The sequence below is a fragment of the Streptomyces sp. GMY02 genome (assembly GCF_019056675.1).
GTDB lineage: Bacteria > Actinomycetota > Actinomycetes > Streptomycetales > Streptomycetaceae > Streptomyces > Streptomyces odonnellii.
Window position 1 is genome coordinate 822,779 of sequence record NZ_CP077658.1, and the last position, 18,784, is coordinate 841,562.

Sequence of the window (18,784 nt, forward strand, 5' to 3'; positions counted from 1 at the left end):
GAACCCCGCGCGCGGTGCTGCTCGTGGCGCTGCCCGGCGGCGCCCTGGCCGCCCTGTGCCTGCTGTCGATCGCGTTCGGCGCCCTGAGCGTGCCGCTCGACCAGGTCGTGTCGACCCTCTTCGGGAATGCCCCGAACTCACGGATCGACAATGTCATCTGGTCGGTCCGGCTGCCGCGCACCGCGCTCGGGCTGGCGGCGGGAGCGGCCCTCGGGCTCTCCGGCTGTCTGATGCAGGCCCTGACGCGCAATCCGCTCGCCGACCCGGGGGTGCTCGGCGTCAGCGCGGGCGCCGCCTTCGCGATCGCCGTCTCGGTCGGAGTGTTCGGCCTGAGCACCGTCCACGGATACATCTGGTTCGCCTTCGCGGGCGCGCTGTTCGCGAGCGTTCTGGTGTATCTGCTGGGCGGGCTCGGACGGTCCGGTACGACTCCGGTGAAGCTGGCGCTGGCCGGTGTCGCCATCACCTCGCTGCTCTCCTCCTTCACCAGCGCCGTCGTCCTCACCGACCCGGACGCGCTGAACCGGTTCCGCTTCTGGGAGGCCGGCTCGCTCGCCGGACAGAACAGCGACAGCCTCGCTCAGGTGCTGCCGTTCCTCGCGGCCGGTGCCGTACTCGCCCTGTCACTGGCCCCCGCGCTCAACAGCCTCGCCCTCGGTGACGACGTGGCGGCCTCGTTGGGCACCCGGCTCGGTCTGATACGGGTGGCGGGAGTGCTCGCCGTCACCCTGCTCACGGGCGGGGCGGTGGCCGTCATCGGCCCCGTGGTCTTCGTCGGTCTCGTCGTCCCGCACATCGCGCGTATCCTCACCCAGGCGGCCGGGATCGGCCCGGACCACCGGTGGCTCCTTCCGCTGTCGGCCGTGCTGGCTCCGTGCCTGCTGCTCCTCGCCGACATCGCCGGACGCCTCGTCGCACGACCGGTCGAGATCCAGGCCGGCGTTCTTGTCGCCTTCATCGGCGGCCCGTTCTTCATCGCGATGGTCCGCCGCCGCCGACTCGCGGAGCTGTGAACATGACCGGTCTGCTGTCCCCCCGTACGGCCCGCGCCGCCCGCGCCGTACGCACCGGCCCGCGCCTGCCCGCTCGTATCGCGTTCCGGCTGACGCGCCCGCCCGTCTCCGGAGTACTGCGGCCCCGGCTGGTCGTCGTCGGCGCCGGTCTGGCGCTCGCCGGCTTCCTGGTGTTCTGCCTCGGCATATCCGTGGGCGAGGTGCCGATCGGCGTCACCGAGGTGATGCGGTCCCTCGTCGGCGCGGGCGATCCGGCCACCGCTCTCATCGTCCACGAGCTGCGGCTGCCGAGGGCGCTGACCGGCCTGCTCGTCGGTGTCGCCTTCGGGATGTCGGGAGCCCTCTTCCAGACCATGACGCTCAACCCGCTCGCCAGCCCGGACATGATCGGTATCACCCAGGGCGCCGGCGCCGCGGTGGTGGCCGGTGTGGTCCTCGGCTGGGACGCGGGTCTGAGCACCCAGTCGCTGGGACTGCTGGGCGCCCTGGCCACCGCGCTGCTGGTATACGCCCTGGCCTGGAAGCGCGGTACGACCGGCTACCGGATCGTGCTCGTCGGCATCGGTGTCTCCTGGGTCTGCACCAGCCTGACGGACTATCTGATGGCGTACGGCGGCCAGTTCGAGGCACAGGCGTCGCTCGGCTGGCTCGTCGGCAACCTCAACGGGCGTGACTGGGGCGCCGTCGGCCCGCTGGCGACCGCGCTGGCCGTGCTCGTACCGGTCGCGCTGCTGCTAGGCCGCCGGCTGCGGACGCTCCAGCTCGGCGACGATGTCGCGAAGGGGCTGGGCACACCCGTACAGCCGGTCCGGCTGGCCACCCTGCTCACGGGTGTCGGACTGATCGCCTTCGGCACCGCGGCGGCGGGCCCGGTCGCCTTCGTGGCGCTGGCCGCGCCGCAGGTCGCCCAGCGGCTGGCCCGTACCGCCTGGCCCCCGCCGCTCACGGCCGGTCTCACCGGCGCCGTGACGGTGCTGACCGCCGATCTGCTCGCACGCGAGGCGGTCCCGGGCACCGAACTCCCGGTCGGCCTCGTCACCGGGGTGCTCGGCGCCCCCGTACTGCTCTGGCTGCTCGTCCGTGCCAACCGCGTCGGCTCAGGAGGCTGAACCCGTGTCATCGACCCCCGTGCACCACGAGGGCCCGGACCTGAGGGCCGAGGGCCTGCGGCTGGCGTACGACGACCGTGTGGTCGTCGACGGCATCGACGTGGCGGTACCGCCGGGCCGGATCACCGCGATCGTCGGCGCCAACGCCTGCGGCAAGTCCACGCTGCTGCGGGCGCTCGCCCGGCTGCTGTCGCCGCGCGCCGGCGCCGTACACCTCGACGGCGTGGCCCTGCGCTCCATCCCGACCCGGGAACTGGCCCAGCGGCTCGGCATACTGCCGCAGAGCCCGGTCGCGCCGGAGGGGCTGACGGTCATCGACCTGGTCGGCCGCGGCCGTTCACCGCACCAGACATGGTGGCGGCAGTGGTCCAAGAGCGACGAACAGGCCGTCCACGACGCGCTGCGCGCCACCGGCATGACGGACCTCGCCGAGCGCCCCGTGGACGAACTCTCCGGCGGGCAGCGGCAGCGCGCGTGGATCGCGATGGCGGTCGCCCAGGGGACACCCGTACTGCTGCTGGACGAGCCGACGACCTATCTCGACCTGGCGCACCAGATCGATGTGCTCGACCTGGTCAAGGACCTCAACCGGCACGAGAAGCGCACGGTCGTCATGGTGCTGCACGACCTCAACCAGGCGTGCCGTTACGCCGATCACGTGATCGCGATGAAGGCGGGCGCGATCGCCGCTGAGGGCGCCCCTGCCGAGGTGATCACCGCCCGGACGGTCGAGGACGTCTTCGGGCTGCGCTGCCAGGTGGCCACCGATCCCGTCAGCGGAACGCCGATGGTCATCCCGGTGAGCCGGCATCACGAGACACCGGACGACCCGGCCGCCGGCACACCGGTTCGGTCGGAGGCCGCCGCACCGGCCGCCGGCACACCGGACCGGCCCGCCGCCCCCGCGCAGCTCGGCTGAGGCGGACCGGCAATCCGCTCACGGGCGGGAGGTTCGCAGGCAGGAGGTACGCGGGCTCACGGACGCGAGGTCAGATAGCCGCCCATCGTGCGGAAGTAGTCCGTGGCGGCGTGTTCGGCGCCGTCCTCGGTCCGCAGGCGCCGGATGACAAGGCCCTTGCTCCGGCCGGTACGAGCGTCGGGGCCGGCCACGATGACCACCCCGTCGCCCTCACGGATGAAGATCCGCCCCGGGGTGCCGCCGTAACAGGCCTCCGAGACCGCCGCCGAGACGATCCGTATGCGCCGGCCGCGGTGATGGGTGAAGGCGTTGGGGTACGGGTCGGACTGGGCGCGTACCAGCCGCTCCAGGTCCTCCGCGGGCCAGGACCAGTCGATCCGGCTGTCCTCGATGGAACGCTTGTGGAAGAAGCTGGCGCGGGAGCGGTCCTGCGGGACCCAGCGGGCGGTGCCGGAGGCGATGGCGTCGAGCGAGTCGGCCACGATCGGCCCGATCAGGTCGACCGTTCTGTGGAAGAGGTCCGTGGCGGTGTCGGTGGCTCCGACCGGCACGGACCGCTGGAACACGATGTCGCCGGCGTCGAGTTCGGCGTCCATGCGGTGAGCGGTCACGCCGACCTCCGGCTCCCCGTTGATCAGGGCCCAGATCAGCGGGGAGAAGCCGGCGTAGGCGGGCAGCAGCGAGTCATGGATGTTGAGCGTGCCGTGCGGGGGAAGGCCGAAGATCTCCGGGGGCAGCCAGGTACGCCAGTTGTTGGCCACGATGATGTCGGGCGCCGCCTCGCGCAGGGTCCGCAGCAGTTCCTCGTCGTCGGGCCTGTTGCGCAGAAGCACCGGTACGCCGTGCTTCTCGGCGAGTTCGGCCACCGAGTCGTCCCAGATCTTCTCGTAGACATGGTCGCTCTTCGGGTGGGTGACGACCAGGACCACTTCGTGCTCCGAGTCCAGCAGCGCCTGGAGCGTCCGGTGACCCCACGTCTGGTAGCCGAACATGACGACCCGCATGGTGAATCCTTCCTCAAACATTGCAAGGTTAGCCTTACCTTACCTAATATGAGGTCACTTAGGGAGGCGATGACGTGGTGAACCCACTGCAGAGCGAGCCGGACTCGGTCCATGACGTAATCGGCATCGGCTTCGGGCCGTCGAACCTGGCTCTCGCGATAGCAGTCCAGGAGCACAATGCGAAAGTTCCGGACGATGAACGAATAAGCGCCGGATTCCTGGAGAAGCAACCTCGTTTCGGCTGGCACCGGGGCATGCTCATCGACGACGCCACGATGCAGGTCTCCTTCCTCAAGGACCTGGTCACGATGCGGGACCCCACGAGCGACTTCAGCTTCCTGTCGTATCTGAGCGACCGGGGCAGACTGGTGGACTTCCTCAACCAGAAGACCCTGTTTCCGCTGCGCATCGAGTTCCACGACTACTTCGAATGGGCCGCCGCCCGGGTCGGTGGTCTCGTCGACTACGGCGCGGAGGTCGTCTCGGTGGATCCGGTGGCAGTCGAGGGCGAGGTGCGCTGGCTGGATGTCGCCTTCCGCGATACGGGCAGGCCCGGGCGGCTGACCGTACGCCGGGCCCGCAATGTCGTGGTCGCCACCGGAATGGAGCCCCATCTGCCACCGGGCACCGTCCTGTCGGACCGGATCTGGCACAACAGCGAACTGATGCCCAGGGTCGCCGAGTTGACGGACCGACGGGCTCCGGTGCGGCGGGCCGTGGTGCTCGGCGCCGGGCAGAGCGCGGCGGAGGCCGTCGACTACCTCCACCGCGGCTTCCCGGACGCGGAGATATGCTCGGTCTTCGCCAAGTACGGCTACACCCCGGCCGATGACAGTCCCATGGCCAACCGGATCTTCGATCCCGAGGCCGTCGACGTCTACTACAACGCGCCGCGCGGGGTGAAGCAGGCACTCTTCGACTACCACCGCTCCACCAACTACTCGGTGGTGGACATGGATCTGATCGAGTCGCTGTCCCGGACGATGTACCAGGAGAAGGTACGGGGGAACCAGCGGCTGCGGATGCTGAATGTGTCACGCATCCGCGAGGTCGAAGTGCACGAGGAGAGGCTCGACGTCACCGTGGAGTACCTGCCCACCGGTGAACGGGAGGTGCTCGCCGCCGACATCCTGGTCCACGCCACCGGCTACCGGCCGCAGGACCTCGGCGACCGCCTCGGCGGCATCGGCAAGCTCTGTCTGCGCGACGAGGAGGACGCGGTCCTGGTCAACCGGGACCACCGGGTCGTGACCGCCCCCAATGTGACGGCGGGCATCTATCTCCAGGGCGGCACCGAGCACACCCATGGGATCACCTCGACCCTGCTCTCCCACACGGCGGTACGGGCGGGCGAGATACGGGACGCCCTGCTGGCGGAACGCCGTACGAGGAGCTTCCCCACAACGGCCGACGCGCGCTGACACGCCGGGAACGCCCGGCGCGACCGGCGAGGCGCACGACCGCGGGCCTGTACGAGGTGGCCCCGCCTCCTCGCCCGCTGGTGGCCGGGCGAGGAGGCGGGGCCGTGGACTTCGCGAGTCAGTTCACTTCTTCGTGGCCTTCGGCACGAAGAGCTTGATGTCCGTGAGGCTCGCGCTGCCCTCGTACACGTTGGTGTAAAGATCGCCGATGACGAAGGAGTCCGGGTAGGCGGAGTCCTTCGGCCACTGGTCGGGCCATTCGGCCTTGCCGTGCAGATCCTTGCCCTGGACGAGGGTGTTGTTGTAGCGGCCGTCGTACTCGCCGGGCTTGACGTTGTAGTGCCAGATCGGCTTGTCGTTCACGATGAAGTCGCGGTGGAAGCGGAGTGTCTGCCGGCCGGCGCGGGCGAAGTTTCCGCTGGCCTCCAGCGTGTAGCCCGTGCTGTCACGCTCGATGGCGAAGGTGTAGTCCTCGTTCGGCATCAGCTCGGGCTGGAGCTCGGCCGCGGAGGAGAGCTGCTGCTCGGCGACACCGTTCGAGCAACTGGTCATGAACCACTGCGAGTTGCCGGCCAGGCCGCCCTGTCCCGGGGTCCAGTTCGGCAGCCCGCTGATCCACATGTTGACCGTGTTGAAGCTGCTGTCCCGGTAGTTGTAGTACTCGTTGGTCTTCGAGTTGCAGACACGGCCCCCGGTGCCCGTGCCGACGCGGTCGGGGTGCTGGGCGAAGCCGTCCATGAGCACCTTGCGCCGGTAGTGCCAGAAGTGGTTGTTGCGGGGCGCGGGGTCGGCGAAGTCCACGATGGACAGGTAGTGGAATCCGTTGTAACCGTAGTTGCCCTCGCGGACGTCCTGCCACTCGCAGTACGGGGCGGAGGCGTCGCCCTCCCAGCCGGGGCTCCTGGAACCCTCGCCCCACGGATGCTGTGTCTTGCACCCGTCCTTGCTGTAACCGTTGATGCGGTTGTCGTAGTCGATGGTTCCGTTGCGCTTGCCGCCGAAGTCGAGTGTCTTGAGCTTGTACTCGATGCGGTACTGATCGGGAAGCGACTCGGTGGGACGGAAGATGGCGCCGCCCGTGTGGTCGGGGACGTCGAGTCTGGCGACGGTGGACTTGCCCGCCCTGCCATTGGTGATGGACGGCGGCTTCTCGATGGTGCCGTCCTTGTCCCAGTCGCGGGCGGACAGCGACGCGGTCAGCCAGCCGCCCTCGCCGACCGGGAACTCCTTCCGGTAGGTGGCGAAGGAGTTGAGCTGCGCGTCCCAGGCGTCGCCGTAGTCGTTGTGATACCACTTGCCGTTGTCGTCCATGACGGTGTCGAACGGGTTGTCGTAGGACTCCCTGACCCAGGGCGCCTTCCCCGGGTCGAGCTTCTGGGCGAAGTTCTCCGAGTGCAGGAGCTTCCAGTTCTGGGTGGGTGCCTTCTGCGCGACGAGGGGTGCCGGAGCCGGTTCGTCCGGGCTCTGCGCCGCGGCGAGGAGCGGCGTAAGGGCGAGTGCGCCGCCGAGCAGGGCGGTCATCGCGTAGCGGTGCGTTCTTGGCAGAGGGAGACGGTACGCGTGCGTGCGGCTCATCAGAACTCCCCGTCCGGGTCGTAGTACTGGCTGGCGTTCTCCTTGGTGACACGTGGTGAGGGCACCACGGTGTCCTTCTCCGTCTTCTTGCCGTCGAGGATGTCGACGGTCCTGTCCAGGCCGAGGCTGCCGATCTGGTCGGCGTCGTTGAGACCTGTGACCAGGTAGTTCGTACCGTCCGAGATTGCCTTGAGGGCTTCGGACTGGCCGTCGACGCCGGCCAGCACGATGTCCTTGTCGCGGCCGGCGTCCTTGATGGCGCGCTGGGCGCCCAGGCACATGGCGTCGTTCTCGCAGAACACCGCGTCGAGGTCGGCGTGCGAGGCGAGCAGACTCTCCGTCACGGTCAGCCCGCCGTCGGAGCTCCAGTTGCCGAAGTCGGGGGCTTCGACGATCTTGAGTCCGGCGCTGGTGAGGGCGCCCTTGACGCCGTTGGTGCGGGCCAGGCCGATGCTGTTGTCGGCGGGGCCTCCCTTGACGATCGCGACCGTGGCCCCGTCGGGCAGTTCACCGGCCAGGAACTCGCCGTTCTGCTTGCCGATCGCCTCGTTGTCGGGGCCTATCCAGCTTGTGTAGTCGCCCGTTTTGAACTTGCGGTCGACAAGCACGGCCGGCTTGCCCGCGGCCTTGATGGCGTTGAGGACGGCCGGGGCCGATTCCAGCGGGCCTCCCGAGATGATGACCGCGTCGACGCCCTTGCTCAGCAGGTCCTCGACGTTCGAGGCGAGCTTGGCCGCGTCACCGCCCGCGTCCGTGCTGCGGACCTCCACGCCCTTCTTCTTCGCCTGAGCCTTGATCGCGCGGTCCATGCCGTTGAAGTAGGGCCCGCTCAGGGTGAAATTGGCGACGCCCACCGTGTAGTCGCCGTCCCCCTTGCCGCTCGCGTTCCCACCGTCGGAGGAGCAGCCCGACATGGTGGCGACGAGGACGGCCCCGGCGAGCAGTCCGGCGTATTTGATCTTGCTCTGGGCGATCATGACAGCGATCCCTTTCCCGGGGTCGTCGCTCCGGCAGCGGGGCGGAGTCGCCCCGCGCGCTGGACGAGGATGACGGCGATGATGATGAGTCCCTTGAGAACTTGCTGCCAGAAGCTCTGTACGTCATAGAGGTTGAGCAGATTGTTGATCAGAGCGAGCACCAGCACACCGGCGCAGGTCGCCCGCACCGTACCCTTGCCGCCGGCCAGGCTGGCACCGCCGATGACACAGGCGGCGATGGCGTCCAGTTCGAAGGCGGTGCCCACGCTGGGCTGGGCGATACCGACGCGGCTGGCGAGGATGACGCCCGCGAGTCCGGCGCAGGCGCCGCTGATGGTGTAGGCGAGGACCACATGGCGTCGTACGCCGATGCCCGCCAGGCGTACGGTCTCCGCACTGCCGCCGATCGCGGTCAGCGCGCGGCCTGCCGGGGTGCGGCCGAGAAAGATCCCGCCGAGCAGGAAGACAGCGATCATGATGATCGTGGAAACGGGCACAGGGCCGAGCGCGGCGGATCCCAGTTCGAAGAAGCCGGCCTTCTCCGGCGCCACCGGGGTCTCCGAGTAGACAAAGGCCAGACCGCGGATGGTGGTGAGCGCGGCGAGTGTCACCACGAAGGGGGCGAGCTGGAAGCGAGCCACGAGTGCCCCGTTGACCAGCCCGAACCCGACGCCCGACGCCGCTCCGATCAGCATCGCCAGCCACACGGGCAACCCGGCCGACAGACCGGCGGCGAGAATGCCGGAGAAGGCCACCACCGAGCCGACGGAAAGGTCGATGCCGCCCGTCAGGATCACTGTGAGCATGCCGAAGGCCAGCAGTCCGGTGGTGACCATCTGCTTGAGCAGGTTGGTGACGTTCGCCTCGGTGAGGAAGGCGTCGGTGGTCGCGCCGGCGATCGCGATGAAGGCGACGAGCAGCGCGGCGAGGGCCACTTCCAGGGTGATGTCGCGCCCCGCCACCCTGATCCTGGGCAGCCGCGGGCCTCCCCCCGCCTCGGTGGCGCCGTTCTTGGAGAGTCGCTCGGAATCCCTTGGAGAGGCCGAGAGGTGGTCCGTCATGCGGCGTGTCCGATCGCGTGGGCGAGGACGGTGTCCTCGGACGTACGGTCAGAGGGAAGCTCGGCGGCGATCCGTCCCTCGCGCATCACCAGCACGCGGTCGGTGGCGCCGAGGACCTCGGTGAGGTCGGACGAGATGAGCAGGACGGCCATTCCGCCGCGGGCGAGTTCGTCGAGCATTCGGTAGATCTCCACTCGGGTCGCCATGTCGACACCGCGGGTCGGTTCATCGAGGAGGAGCACGCGGGGCGATGTGAGCAGCCACTTCGCCAGCACGGCCTTCTGCTGGTTGCCGCCGCTGAGCAGACGTACCGGCAGCCGCAGGGAGTGAGCGGGCCTGATGTCGAGCCGGTCGGTCATCGCCAGGGCGTCGCGTCTGCGCCGGGCGGTGTCCACCAGCGGTCCTCTGGTCGCGGTCCTGAGGGTGGTGAGGCCGATGTTGTCCTCCGTACTGAGGCCGAGGACCAGGCCGGTGCGCTTGCGGTCCTCCGTGACCAGGGCGAGCCCGGCGCCGATGGCGTCCCTGGGGCTGCGGAAGCGGTCGGTACGTGAGCCCTCGGCCCTGATCGTCCCCTCGGCCGCGGGCCGGGCACCGAAGACGCAGTGGGCCAGTTCGCTGCGGCCCGACCCGACGAGACCGAACAGGCCGGTGATCTCACCCGCCCTCAGGGCGAAGGAGACATCGTCGAACTCACCCGGTCTGCCGAGCCCTTGGACGGAGAGCAGTTCCGGGCCGACGTCGGTGCGCCGGTCGGGGTAGAGCTGCTGAGGACGGCGTCCCGCCATCAGACGGATCATCTCGTTCTCGTCCGTGTGCCGCGGTGTGGTCTCGGCGACGACACGGCCGTCCTTGATGACGACGATGGTGGTGGCCAGTTCGGTGACCTCGGCCAGCCGGTGCGACACGTAGACGATGACGACGCCGCGCTCCTGAAGCCTTCGGATCAGGGTGAACAGGGCGTCCAGGTCCGCGCCGGCGAGCACCGCCGACGGCTCGTCGAGCACCAGCACCCTCGGCTCTCCGCTCTCGTCCACGAGGGCCTTGGCGATCTCGACCATCTGCTGGCGTGCGACGGTGAGGCCGCCGGCCTTGGTCCGGGGGTCGATCGCCCCGTATCCGATGCCCTCCAGGAGTACCCGTGCGCGGGCGTGCGCGGCCCGCCAGTTGATGAGGCCGCCGAGCATCCGCGGGTAGTGGCCCATCAACAGGTTCTCCGTGACGGACAGTTCAGGGACGAGGGTGAGCTCCTGGTGGACGGTCCTGATGCCGTGGGTGTGCGCGTCGTGCGGGGAGCGCAGCGCGACGGCCTTTCCGTCGAGGCGCAGTTCACCGCTGCTCATGCGCTCCGCGCCCGCGAGGATCTTGATGAGGGTGGACTTTCCGGCGCCGTTCGCGCCGACCACGGCGAGCACGTCACCCGCGTGGCCCGTGAGGTTCACTCCGTGCAACACCTTGGTGCCGCCGTACGACTTGTGCACTCCGCGTACGTCGAGAACCGGCGGAGCGGGCGCACCGCTCACTGGAACGCCTCCATCACGATGACCGTCTTCTGCCGGGTGAACTCCAGAGCCGTGTCGTGCAGGCCCTCCGCAGAACCGCCCGTGTCCTTGGGACCGCCGAACGGCAGGTTCTCGGCACGCAGCGCGGTGGATCCGTTGATCACGACGCCGCCCACGTCGAGCCGGCCGGCGAGGGTGTAGGCGCGCTGGATGTCCCGGGTGAAGACGGCGGCCTGTAGTCCGTACGGGGAGGCGTTGGCCATCCGAACGGCGTCCAGGGGGTCTTCGAAGCGGGCGACGGGGGCGACGGGGCCGAAGATCTCCTCGTTGAAGGCCGCGCTGTCGGTGGGTACGTCGACGAGGACGGCCGGGTCGTAGAAGGCGCCGCGACGGGCGCCGCCCGCCACCTTGCGGGCGCCGTCCGAGACCAGGGTGTCCACGGCCTGCTCCACGCGCTGCGCGGCGGCTTCGGTGATGAGCGGGCCCACATCGGTTCCGTCGGCGAGCTGATCGCCCACGCTGAGCTTGGCGGCGCCCGACAGGAGGGCGTCCACGAAGGCGTCGTGCACTCCGCTCTGGACGTACACACGCTTGACCGCGCAGCAGATCTGCCCGTTGCCGCGTGCGAGGCGTCCCAGGATCACGGCATTCGCCGCGGCTTCGACATCGGCGTCGTCGCAGACGATCAGGGCGTCGTTGCCGCCGAGTTCGAGGTGGACCTTCTTGAGGGTGTCCGCGGCACGGCGGGCTATCTCGCGGCCGGCGGCGGTGGATCCCGTCAGGCTGACCGCGGCGGCGCCCGCCCTGGTGGCCAGTTCCTGAGAGACGTGTACCCCGCCGGTGAGGAGTTGGTGGGCGCCGTCGGGGAATCCGGCGGCGGCGACGAGTTCCGCGATCCGGATGAGCGTGAGCGGGCAACGCACGGGCGGGTGGACGAGCACCGCGTTGCCTGCGGCGAGTGCGGCGGCCGCCTTGTGGGCGTACAGCTCCACGGGGTAGTTGAAGGGCACCAACGCCGCGACGGGGCCGAGGGGTTCGCGGATCGTGACGGCGAGGTGGCGCTCAAGGCCCGGCACGGCGTCGAGGGGGATCTGCCTCCCCAGCAGCCGGGTGGCCTCGCCCGCGAAGCCACGGAAGATCCTGATGGCGGCGCGGACCTCTTCGACGGTCTGGAAGACTGGCTTGCCGTTCTCCGCAGCGAGCTGCCGGGCCAGCCCGTCGGCCTCTGCCTCGATCAGCTCCGCTGCCTTCAGCAGAAGTTGTGCCCTCGTGTGAGCCGGCAGCGCGGCCATGGCCCGTTGGCCGTTCGCCGCTGCCTCAAGTGCGGTGCCGATGCGCTCGGCTGTGAAGTCCTCTATCTCACCGAGAACTTCACCGGTTCCTGGATTGTGTACGGACACAGCATTACCGCGGGACGTCATACGTCGGCTCTCCTGTACGGTCTTGACCGGGTAGACGACTCTCCAGAAGTCGCAGCGATGCTGGCACCCGCCAACTATTTAGTCAACAGCGGTGACAAAATGGCTGCCTTGCAAATAGTGCATTGGCCAGGCATTCCGTTCGGCGCTTTTTGGCAAATAAGTAAATTGCAGCCCGGCGGCGGGGCGGGACGTCATAAGGCGGCTCTGTCGCCATGGCCACCGGAATATCCAGGCCGAATGCCCGGCAGCGCGGCCCGAGGCCGTCGGCCGGCGCACCGTGAACTCGCCCGGGGACTTCGGGCAACAAGGGATGAGCGCCAGCGGGGCACTCGACAGCTCCCCCAGAAACGGAGTCCTCTTTGTTCGCCTCCATCGGGAACGCCGCCCCGAGTGCGGCAGCCACCGACGACGCGACGCTGATCGCGCGCTCGGTGGCCGAACCCGAGATATTCGCCCAGCTATACGACCGCTACGCCGCCGACCTGCACCGCTATGTCCTGAGGAGGCTCGGCGCCGAAACGGCGGACGACGTCGTCGGCGAGACCTTTCTGATCGCCTTCCGGCAGCGCCACCGGTACGACACCGGCCGCCCGCACGCACGGCCGTGGCTGTACGGCATTGCCGCCAATCTCATCGGCAAGCACCGAAGAACCGAACTGCGCGCCTACCGCGCACTGGCCAGGACAGGGGTCGACCCGGTGGCCGAGTCCTGGTCGGACCGGGTGGACGGCCAGGTCACCGCCGCCGCCTCCAGGGCCCCGCTGGCCGCGGCGCTGCGGGCGCTCAGCGACGGCGACCGGCATGTCCTGCTGCTCATCGCCTGGGCCGACCTCTCCTACGACGAGGTGGCGACGGCGCTCGCGATCCCGCTGGGCACCGTCCGTTCCCGGCTGAACCGGGCGCGCAAGAAGATGCGCGCCGCCCTTGGCGACAACAACCCCGCTCTCACATCCGAGGAGACCGACCATGGATGACCTGACCGCACTGCGGGAGCTGCGCGGCGACGCTCCCGCCGCCGAGGCGGGTCAACTGGCCCGTGGCCGGTGGAAGTTGATGGCAGCGGCCGTGGCCGAGGAGGAATCCGGCCCGGCACGTGCCCGGCAGAACCGGCTGCCGCGGGGCAGACTGCTGCGGGGCAGGCTGCGCAGCACCGTCTTCGCCGCCGTGACCGCGGCGGCGGTCACCGGCGGTGTCCTGGTGGCGCTGCCGGGGTCCTCCGGTGGCCCCGATGGCGCGGCCGAGCCGCAGACCGTGGCGACCGTGCTCGCGGCGGCGGCCGTCACCGCGGAGCAGTCGCCGCTGCCACGCCCGACCGCTGATCAGTGGGTCTTCCACGACGAAGTCGCCTGTGACGCGGGGTGCGGCATCAACCCGCAGTGGGTCAAGGGCGACGGCAGTCTGTGGGTCACTCCGGAGAAGAGGCCCGTGCCGGGGAAGAAGCCCGTGCTCGAACAGCGGCCGACCCCTCGCAACGCCGCCGTTGATGACATCAGGTTCGAGCCGATCAAGACGTACGACGCTTTCGCGCAGTTGCCGACCGATCCGAAGGCCCTGCTGAAGAAGGTGTCCACGGACCCCCGGTTCATCCTGGTCCACCCGATGCCCGATCAGCCGCGTCCCCCGGTCCTGCCCACCGCTTCGCCGTCCCCCGTCAAGATCAAGGTGCGGGATCCGAAGACCGGCAAGCTCGTGACCAGGACGGTCTGGTCGCGTTGGCCAGTCCCGCCTGCGCGTGTGCCCGCCAAGCCGATACGTCTCACGCCGGAAATGCAGTACCAGAACATCCTCGCGCTCATGCAGCAGGCACCCGTCATCCCGCCGAAGGTGAACGCCGCGCTCTTCAAGGCGCTGGCCCTGATCCCGGGCACCGAATTGGTCAAGACCCCCATGAAGGACGCTTTCGGCCGGCCGAGCATCACAATCTCGGCCACCCGGGATTCCACCGGCTGGCTCCTGGACCGGAACAACCCCGGGAAATTCAAGAAGGTGGTCACTCACTTCACCACCTACTTGTTCCTCGACCCGCGGACCTACGCGTTCCGGGGCTACCGCACCCTGATCGACGACGGGCACGGCATCGTCCCCGAGGAGCGCACCCGCAAGGCGACGGCGGTCGTGGACAAGCCCGGCACGGTCGAGGGCGGCGCGGACTGGGTGGGCTACAAACTGCCGAAGTGGGACGGGATCCCCGCGCCGAGACAGGAGCGGTAGAAGGCGAGGTGGCGCTGGGCCGCGGTGGGCCAGGTGTGGCGGGCGGCCAGGGACCGGCCCGCCGCGCGGCGGGCGGGATCGGGGGCCGTGAGGGCCGCGGACAGTTCGGTGGCCAGGGAGCCGGGGGTGGTGGCGAAGCGGGCCGCGGGGGCGAAGACCTCACGCAGTACCGGGAGGTCACGGACGACCAGGGGAACTCCGGCGGCCAGGGCTTCCATGGCCGCCAGACCGAAGCCCTCCTTGGTGGACGGGAACGCGAAGGCGGCCGCGGCGGCGACCAGTGGGGGCAGGTCGGGCTCGGGAACCTGGCCCAGTACGACCGGCTCCACGCCCAGTTCGACCGCGCGGGTCTCCCAGCGGGCGCGGTAGTCGCGATAGTCGAACAGGGTCTCGCCGCCCGCGATCACCAGCCGTACGCCGGGGTGGTCCGCGCGCAGGAGCGCGTACGCCTCCAGAAGGTCCAGCGCGCCCTTGCGCGGCTCGATGCCGCCGACGGCCAGTACATAGCGGCCGAGCCGGGAGCGCCAGGCGGCGCGGGCCGCCGGATCGGTGGCGGCGAAGCGCTCGTGGGCCACACCGTTGGGGATGACCTCCGCCTTCAGGCCCCAGCCCGCCGCCAGTTCGTCCGCGACCGACCGCGAGACGCAGATGTGGGCGTACGGCTCCACGATGGCCCGTTCGTGGCAGGCGGCGAGTTCCGGCGTGGTGAACTGGTCGAGGTGGTGGACGGTGCGGATACAGCGGCCGTCCACCGCGTTCGCGCTGATGCAGTCCTGTGCGTGGACGATGTCGTAGGGCGAGGGGTCGAAGGCGTCGCGCAGGGTCGCGATGGAGCGGAGGACGCGCTCCCCCACGGTCTCGGCCGCCGGTCCGTCCGGGAACGGCACGATCCGTACGCGTACGCCCGCGCCGACCGGGCGGAAGAAGTCCGAGTCGCCGCCCCGGCCCAGCGACCAGACGGTCACGTCCTCGCCGGCCTCCGCCAGCGCCTCGGCCAGCGCCAGCGTGTGCACGACACCGCCGCGCGGCTTGGTGGAGTAGCTGAGCAGGGCGATCTTCATGAGGGAGTCCAAGGGGGGCTGGGGGCCGGGTACGGTCCGCTCTCGGCTCCGTACGGTCCGCGCGCCGCCCGCCGGTCCTCCGGCACATGCGGCCTCGGGATGCCCGTCGTCGTTCCGGCCTCCCGGTACGCCGACGGCCGCCGCTCGTCCAGATGGTGAAGGACCCTGCGCGCGCGGTCGATCTCCGCCGCCACGTCGACCTCCGCCACCGCCAGACCCGCCTTCGCCCATGTCCGGGCGAGGATGTCGCCGCCCGGTCCCACCACCTTGGACTGGCCCAGGAAGCGCATGCCGCCCATGGCACCGGTCTGGTTGGAGGAGGCGAGGACGACCTGGTTCTCGGCGGCGCGCGCCTGGTCGTACAGGTCGAAGAGCTTGGCCTGCCGGTCCTGGGCCATGCGCGGGGCACGGTTGGTGATGCTGGTCGGCCAGGCCGAGAGACAGGCCAGGATCTCGGCGCCGTCCAGAGCCAGGGAACGGGCGGATTCGGGGAACGTCTTGTCGTAGTCGATCAGCATGCCGATCCGCCCCGCCGGGGTGTCGAACGCGGCGAAGCTGTCGCCCGGCGTGTACGCGGCCGTCTCGCCGGCCGGCAGGTGCACCTTGCGATGGCGGCCGAGGACACCGTCGCCGCTGACGCACACAGCGGCGTTGTAGCGCTCGTCTCCGCCGTCCTCGCAGTAGCCCACACACACGACCATCTCCGCGGCCAGCCGGGCCACCCGGTGGATCAGCGGGTCGTCCGGCTTCAGGGCCGGCGGGAGCGCCTCGGGATCGGGGTGGCGCAGATCGGCCAGATACCCCCCGAGCGCGGCGTCGGGCAGGACGAGCAGCCCGGCGCCGGAGCTGCGCGCGTCATCGATGAGTTTGGCGATACGCGCGAGGCCGAACTCCAGGTCACGGCCGAAGTGGGCGGCGGCGGCCGCGATCCGGACTGCGCTCATCGGTCGTTCACCGCTCCTGTGACTCCGCTCATCGGCCGTTCACCGCTTCTGTGCTCACGCGCTGACCGCTCCCGCGTACGTGTACGTCTCCGGACGCCGGTCGCGCAGATGGCCCATGGAGCGGCGAGCGGTCTCCAGGGCCCGGGCGACGTCGAGTTCGGCGATCGCCAGGCCGGCTCCGACACCGGTTTCGGCGAGGATCTCGCCCCCGGGATCGACGACCTTGGCGCTGCCGACGAAACGCAGCGACCCGAAGGTACCGGACTGGTTCGAGGAGACCCATACGATCTGGTTCTCCAGCGCGCGGGCCCGGTCGAAGAGGTCGAAACGGCGTTTCCAGCGGTCGTTCACGAGATCGGGGGCGGCGTTCGTGCGCGCGCCCGGCCAGGCGGAGACGACCACGCCGATCTCCGCGCCATCGAGGGCCAGCGCGCGGGCGGACTCGGGGAACGCCTTGTCGTAGCAGATCAGCATGCCGATCCGGCCGACCGGTGTGTCGAAGGCGTGGAAGCGGTCGCCGGACGCGTAGCTGGCGTCCTCGGAGAGCGGCTGGTGGACCTTGCGGTGATTGCCCAGCACCCCGTCGCCGTTGACGCAGACCACGCTGTTGTAGCGCCGGCCGTCCGTGCCCGCCTCGCAGTAGCCCGCCACGACGGTCAACTCGCCCGCCAGCGCCGCCAGTCGGCGGATCTCGGGGCCGTCGGCCGCGAGCGGCGGCGGGCCCGCGTCCAGCACGGTGTCGTCGTCGAGGCTGAGCAGATAGCCGCCCAGGCATGCCTCCGGCAGCGCGAGCAGCCGTACGCCCTCGGCGCGGGCCTCCTTGATCAGACGCTCTGCCACGGCGAAGTCCTCTTCGAGGTCGCGGCCGAACTCGGCGGCGACGGCCGCCATACGAAGCGTGCTCATGCGGTCCCCATTCCGGTCACCGGGCCGGCGACCACGTCCGTGATCTCTCCGTCGGGCCAGCGCAGCCCGACGCCCTGTCCTGTGGTCAGCTCCCCGCACACGGCACCCGTGGCGGGCCCGGCGGGCAGCGGTGCCGCGCCCGGTTCGTCCGCGGTCAGCATCGCGAAGCCGGGGAAACAGCTCAGCCAGTCGCCCATGGCCGCAGCCGACGGGCGGGGTACGGACGCCACGTCGAGGACGGCGCCGCAGCCGCTCGCCTCCGCCAGCATGCCCAGCGTCCCGGCGATCCCGGCCATCGACACGTCCTTCGCCGCGGCGGGCCGGGCGGCGGCCACCGCCCCGGTCATCGTGCGGAGTTCGTCGGTACGCCGACGGGTGGACGAGTCCCACTGGCGGCCCCGGTAGCCCTCGCGCCAGCCGCCGCCGAGGTCCGCGGTGAGCCGTACCGCGTGCCCGGGCCGTCCGCCGCCGCCCGGCACCGGACGCCCGGCGCGGCCCAGCGCGGTCACCGACAGGGCGGCCGGTACGCCGAGCTGGGTGTGGCCGCCGAGGACCGGCACCCCGTACGCCTGTGCCGCCCGCGCCAGCCCGGTGAGAATCCGGTCGGCGTGCGCCGTGTCCTTCGCGCCGACGGCGTCGAGCAGCCCGACCGGCGAAGCGCCCATCGCCGCGAGGTCGTTGACGTTGACGAGAACGGAACACCAGCCCGCCCATCCGGGATCACGCTCGACCATGGACGGCACGATCGCGTCGCACGCGGCGATCAGATCCGTACCGGGCACGGGTGCGCCGTCGTCACCGACGAACCCGGCGCCGCCGAGAGCGGCCCACCCGCCTGGGTACGGGGACGGGGCGCTGGCCCCCGATCCGGCCGCGGGCTCAGCCACAGGCCCACTCCCTGCCCCGTACAAAGCTCCGCCAAGAGGCACGTCCGCCGGACCGGGAACACCGGGCCCGGAAAGGCCCGGTGCGCGCAAGGCCGCCAGCAGCGGCCCCAGCGCGGACTTGGCCGCCGCCTGGGCCGCGATCCGTCCGATCGGCCACCGCATCAGCACATGCGGCACACCCGCGACCGTGACCTCGCGTACGGACCGCCAGCCGAGCCGCTCGAAGAGCGTCTCGTTACGGCCCTGGACGGTCGCGTCGAACCGCAGGACGCCCTCCGCCTCCGCACGTGCGCAGGCCGCGCGGACCAGCGCCGCGCCGATGCCGTACGAGCCACGGGCACGGCGGGCCGCCACCAGACGGCTCCCCTGCCACCAGCCGATGTCGGGACCGTCGCCGACCGGTCCGAGCCGTACGCCGCCGACGACGGCGCCGTCCCGGTCCTTGGCGACCAGGACGACGGTACGGTCGTCCGCGTCGCGGTCGTCCAGGTCATGGCCGGAGAAGAGCCCCTGCTCATGGACAAAGGCGTCCCGGCGCAGCCGCCGGTAGGCCGACAACTCGGCCGCGGAACACGCCTCTTCGATACGGAAGGCCGGCTGCCGCGCCAGGGTGCTGCGGTCGCCGAGCAGCGCCAGGATGTCGAACGCGGTGTCCGCCGTACGCTCGGCCGGGTGACCGCCCGGCCCATCGGCCCGTCCATCGGCCAGGCCATCGCCCGGCCGCCCGGCCCCCCGTGCAGGCGCCTGCGGCGCGGCTGATCCGTCCAGATACACCG

General features: G+C 70.5%; 16 protein-coding genes. 6 read left to right on the forward strand and 10 right to left on the reverse strand.

What is annotated here, in order from left to right; translation table 11 throughout:
* The first annotated feature begins 14 nt into the window (after positions 1-14).
* Genes KQY30_RS03390 through KQY30_RS03400 form a run of 3 tightly spaced genes read left to right on the forward strand, consistent with a single transcriptional unit; the run spans position 15 to position 3,041 of the window.
* Positions 15-1,013, forward strand: coding sequence for an iron ABC transporter permease (locus tag KQY30_RS03390; RefSeq protein WP_254407529.1), 999 nt, complete (start codon positions 15-17; stop codon positions 1,011-1,013).
* 2 nt (positions 1,014-1,015) lie between these two features.
* Positions 1,016-2,122, forward strand: a complete 1,107-nt coding sequence (locus KQY30_RS03395) for an iron chelate uptake ABC transporter family permease subunit (protein WP_217305487.1) — start codon at positions 1,016-1,018, stop codon at positions 2,120-2,122.
* A gap of 4 nt (positions 2,123-2,126) precedes the next feature.
* Entirely contained in the window at positions 2,127-3,041 is a 915-nt protein-coding gene (locus tag KQY30_RS03400) for an ABC transporter ATP-binding protein (protein ID WP_254406920.1), read from the forward strand.
* A 56-nt stretch (positions 3,042-3,097) separates the two neighbouring features.
* Here KQY30_RS03400 and KQY30_RS03405 read toward each other — a convergent pair whose 3' ends face one another.
* Positions 3,098-4,045 carry a methionyl-tRNA formyltransferase gene (locus KQY30_RS03405; protein ID WP_217305489.1) on the reverse strand — a complete coding sequence of 316 codons (948 nt, stop codon included), beginning with the start codon at positions 4,043-4,045 and terminating at the stop codon, positions 3,098-3,100.
* 77 nt (positions 4,046-4,122) lie between these two features.
* On the opposite strand from KQY30_RS03405, the gene KQY30_RS03410 reads away from it, so the two are divergent.
* Positions 4,123-5,466 (forward strand): lysine N(6)-hydroxylase/L-ornithine N(5)-oxygenase family protein, encoded by a 1,344-nt coding sequence (locus KQY30_RS03410; protein WP_217310709.1) that lies wholly within the window; start codon positions 4,123-4,125, stop codon positions 5,464-5,466.
* A gap of 123 nt (positions 5,467-5,589) precedes the next feature.
* Here KQY30_RS03410 and KQY30_RS03415 read toward each other — a convergent pair whose 3' ends face one another.
* From KQY30_RS03415 to KQY30_RS03435, 5 genes are read right to left on the reverse strand one after another with little or no spacing between them, the layout of a single operon-like run.
* Entirely contained in the window at positions 5,590-7,041 is a 1,452-nt protein-coding gene (locus tag KQY30_RS03415; protein WP_254406921.1) for a mucin-5B, read from the reverse strand.
* Complete coding sequence (locus KQY30_RS03420; protein WP_217305490.1) at positions 7,041-8,018, reverse strand: substrate-binding domain-containing protein; 978 nt, start codon at positions 8,016-8,018, stop codon at positions 7,041-7,043. The genes KQY30_RS03415 and KQY30_RS03420 overlap by 1 nt, the downstream gene beginning before the upstream one ends.
* Positions 8,015-9,079, reverse strand: coding sequence for an ABC transporter permease (locus KQY30_RS03425; RefSeq protein WP_217305491.1), 1,065 nt, complete (start codon positions 9,077-9,079; stop codon positions 8,015-8,017). The genes KQY30_RS03420 and KQY30_RS03425 overlap by 4 nt, the downstream gene beginning before the upstream one ends.
* Complete coding sequence (locus KQY30_RS03430; RefSeq protein WP_217305492.1) at positions 9,076-10,599, reverse strand: sugar ABC transporter ATP-binding protein; 1,524 nt, start codon at positions 10,597-10,599, stop codon at positions 9,076-9,078. The genes KQY30_RS03425 and KQY30_RS03430 overlap by 4 nt, the downstream gene beginning before the upstream one ends.
* Positions 10,596-11,999, reverse strand: coding sequence for an aldehyde dehydrogenase family protein (locus KQY30_RS03435; protein WP_217305493.1), 1,404 nt, complete (start codon positions 11,997-11,999; stop codon positions 10,596-10,598). Before KQY30_RS03435 ends, KQY30_RS03430 begins: the two co-directional genes overlap by 4 nt.
* Positions 12,000-12,358: 359 nt before the next feature.
* Between KQY30_RS03435 and KQY30_RS03440 the strand changes: the two genes are divergently transcribed.
* Positions 12,359-12,973 (forward strand): RNA polymerase sigma factor, encoded by a 615-nt coding sequence (locus tag KQY30_RS03440; protein ID WP_217305494.1) that lies wholly within the window; start codon positions 12,359-12,361, stop codon positions 12,971-12,973.
* Positions 12,966-14,210, forward strand: a complete 1,245-nt coding sequence (locus KQY30_RS03445) for a hypothetical protein (RefSeq protein WP_217305495.1) — start codon at positions 12,966-12,968, stop codon at positions 14,208-14,210. The genes KQY30_RS03440 and KQY30_RS03445 overlap by 8 nt, the downstream gene beginning before the upstream one ends.
* On the opposite strand, the gene KQY30_RS03450 is transcribed toward KQY30_RS03445, so the two are convergent.
* From KQY30_RS03450 to KQY30_RS03465, 4 genes are read right to left on the reverse strand one after another with little or no spacing between them, the layout of a single operon-like run.
* Positions 14,159-15,271 (reverse strand): MSMEG_0565 family glycosyltransferase, encoded by a 1,113-nt coding sequence (locus KQY30_RS03450; protein WP_217305496.1) that lies wholly within the window; start codon positions 15,269-15,271, stop codon positions 14,159-14,161. The genes KQY30_RS03445 and KQY30_RS03450 overlap by 52 nt on opposite strands.
* Complete coding sequence (locus KQY30_RS03455; protein WP_254406922.1) at positions 15,268-16,215, reverse strand: carbon-nitrogen hydrolase family protein; 948 nt, start codon at positions 16,213-16,215, stop codon at positions 15,268-15,270. The genes KQY30_RS03450 and KQY30_RS03455 overlap by 4 nt, the downstream gene beginning before the upstream one ends.
* Before the next feature lie 54 nt (positions 16,216-16,269).
* Complete coding sequence (locus KQY30_RS03460; protein WP_217305497.1) at positions 16,270-17,121, reverse strand: carbon-nitrogen hydrolase family protein; 852 nt, start codon at positions 17,119-17,121, stop codon at positions 16,270-16,272.
* Positions 17,118-18,782: an MSMEG_0567/sll0787 family protein gene (locus tag KQY30_RS03465; RefSeq protein ID WP_254406923.1), complete on the reverse strand. Its 1,665-nt coding sequence runs from the start codon at positions 18,780-18,782 to the stop codon at positions 17,118-17,120. Before KQY30_RS03465 ends, KQY30_RS03460 begins: the two co-directional genes overlap by 4 nt.
* Between the last annotated feature and the right edge of the window lie 2 nt (positions 18,783-18,784).

Excerpts from the sequence above, each read along its gene's own strand:
- KQY30_RS03395 (WP_217305487.1), top strand. The coding sequence starts at position 1,016 with ATGACCGGTCTGCTGTCCCCCCGTACGGCCCGCGCCGCCCGCGCCGTA.
- KQY30_RS03460 (WP_217305497.1), bottom strand. The coding sequence starts at position 17,121 with ATGAGCACGCTTCGTATGGCGGCCGTCGCCGCCGAGTTCGGCCGCGAC.
- KQY30_RS03420 (WP_217305490.1), bottom strand. The coding sequence starts at position 8,018 with ATGATCGCCCAGAGCAAGATCAAATACGCCGGACTGCTCGCCGGGGCC.
- KQY30_RS03425 (WP_217305491.1), bottom strand. The coding sequence starts at position 9,079 with ATGACGGACCACCTCTCGGCCTCTCCAAGGGATTCCGAGCGACTCTCC.
- KQY30_RS03415 (WP_254406921.1), bottom strand. The coding sequence starts at position 7,041 with ATGAGCCGCACGCACGCGTACCGTCTCCCTCTGCCAAGAACGCACCGC.
- KQY30_RS03455 (WP_254406922.1), bottom strand. The coding sequence starts at position 16,215 with ATGAGCGCAGTCCGGATCGCGGCCGCCGCCGCCCACTTCGGCCGTGAC.
- KQY30_RS03435 (WP_217305493.1), bottom strand. The coding sequence starts at position 11,999 with ATGACGTCCCGCGGTAATGCTGTGTCCGTACACAATCCAGGAACCGGT.
- KQY30_RS03405 (WP_217305489.1), bottom strand. The coding sequence starts at position 4,045 with ATGCGGGTCGTCATGTTCGGCTACCAGACGTGGGGTCACCGGACGCTC.
- KQY30_RS03445 (WP_217305495.1), top strand. The coding sequence starts at position 12,966 with ATGGATGACCTGACCGCACTGCGGGAGCTGCGCGGCGACGCTCCCGCC.
- KQY30_RS03450 (WP_217305496.1), bottom strand. The coding sequence starts at position 15,271 with ATGAAGATCGCCCTGCTCAGCTACTCCACCAAGCCGCGCGGCGGTGTC.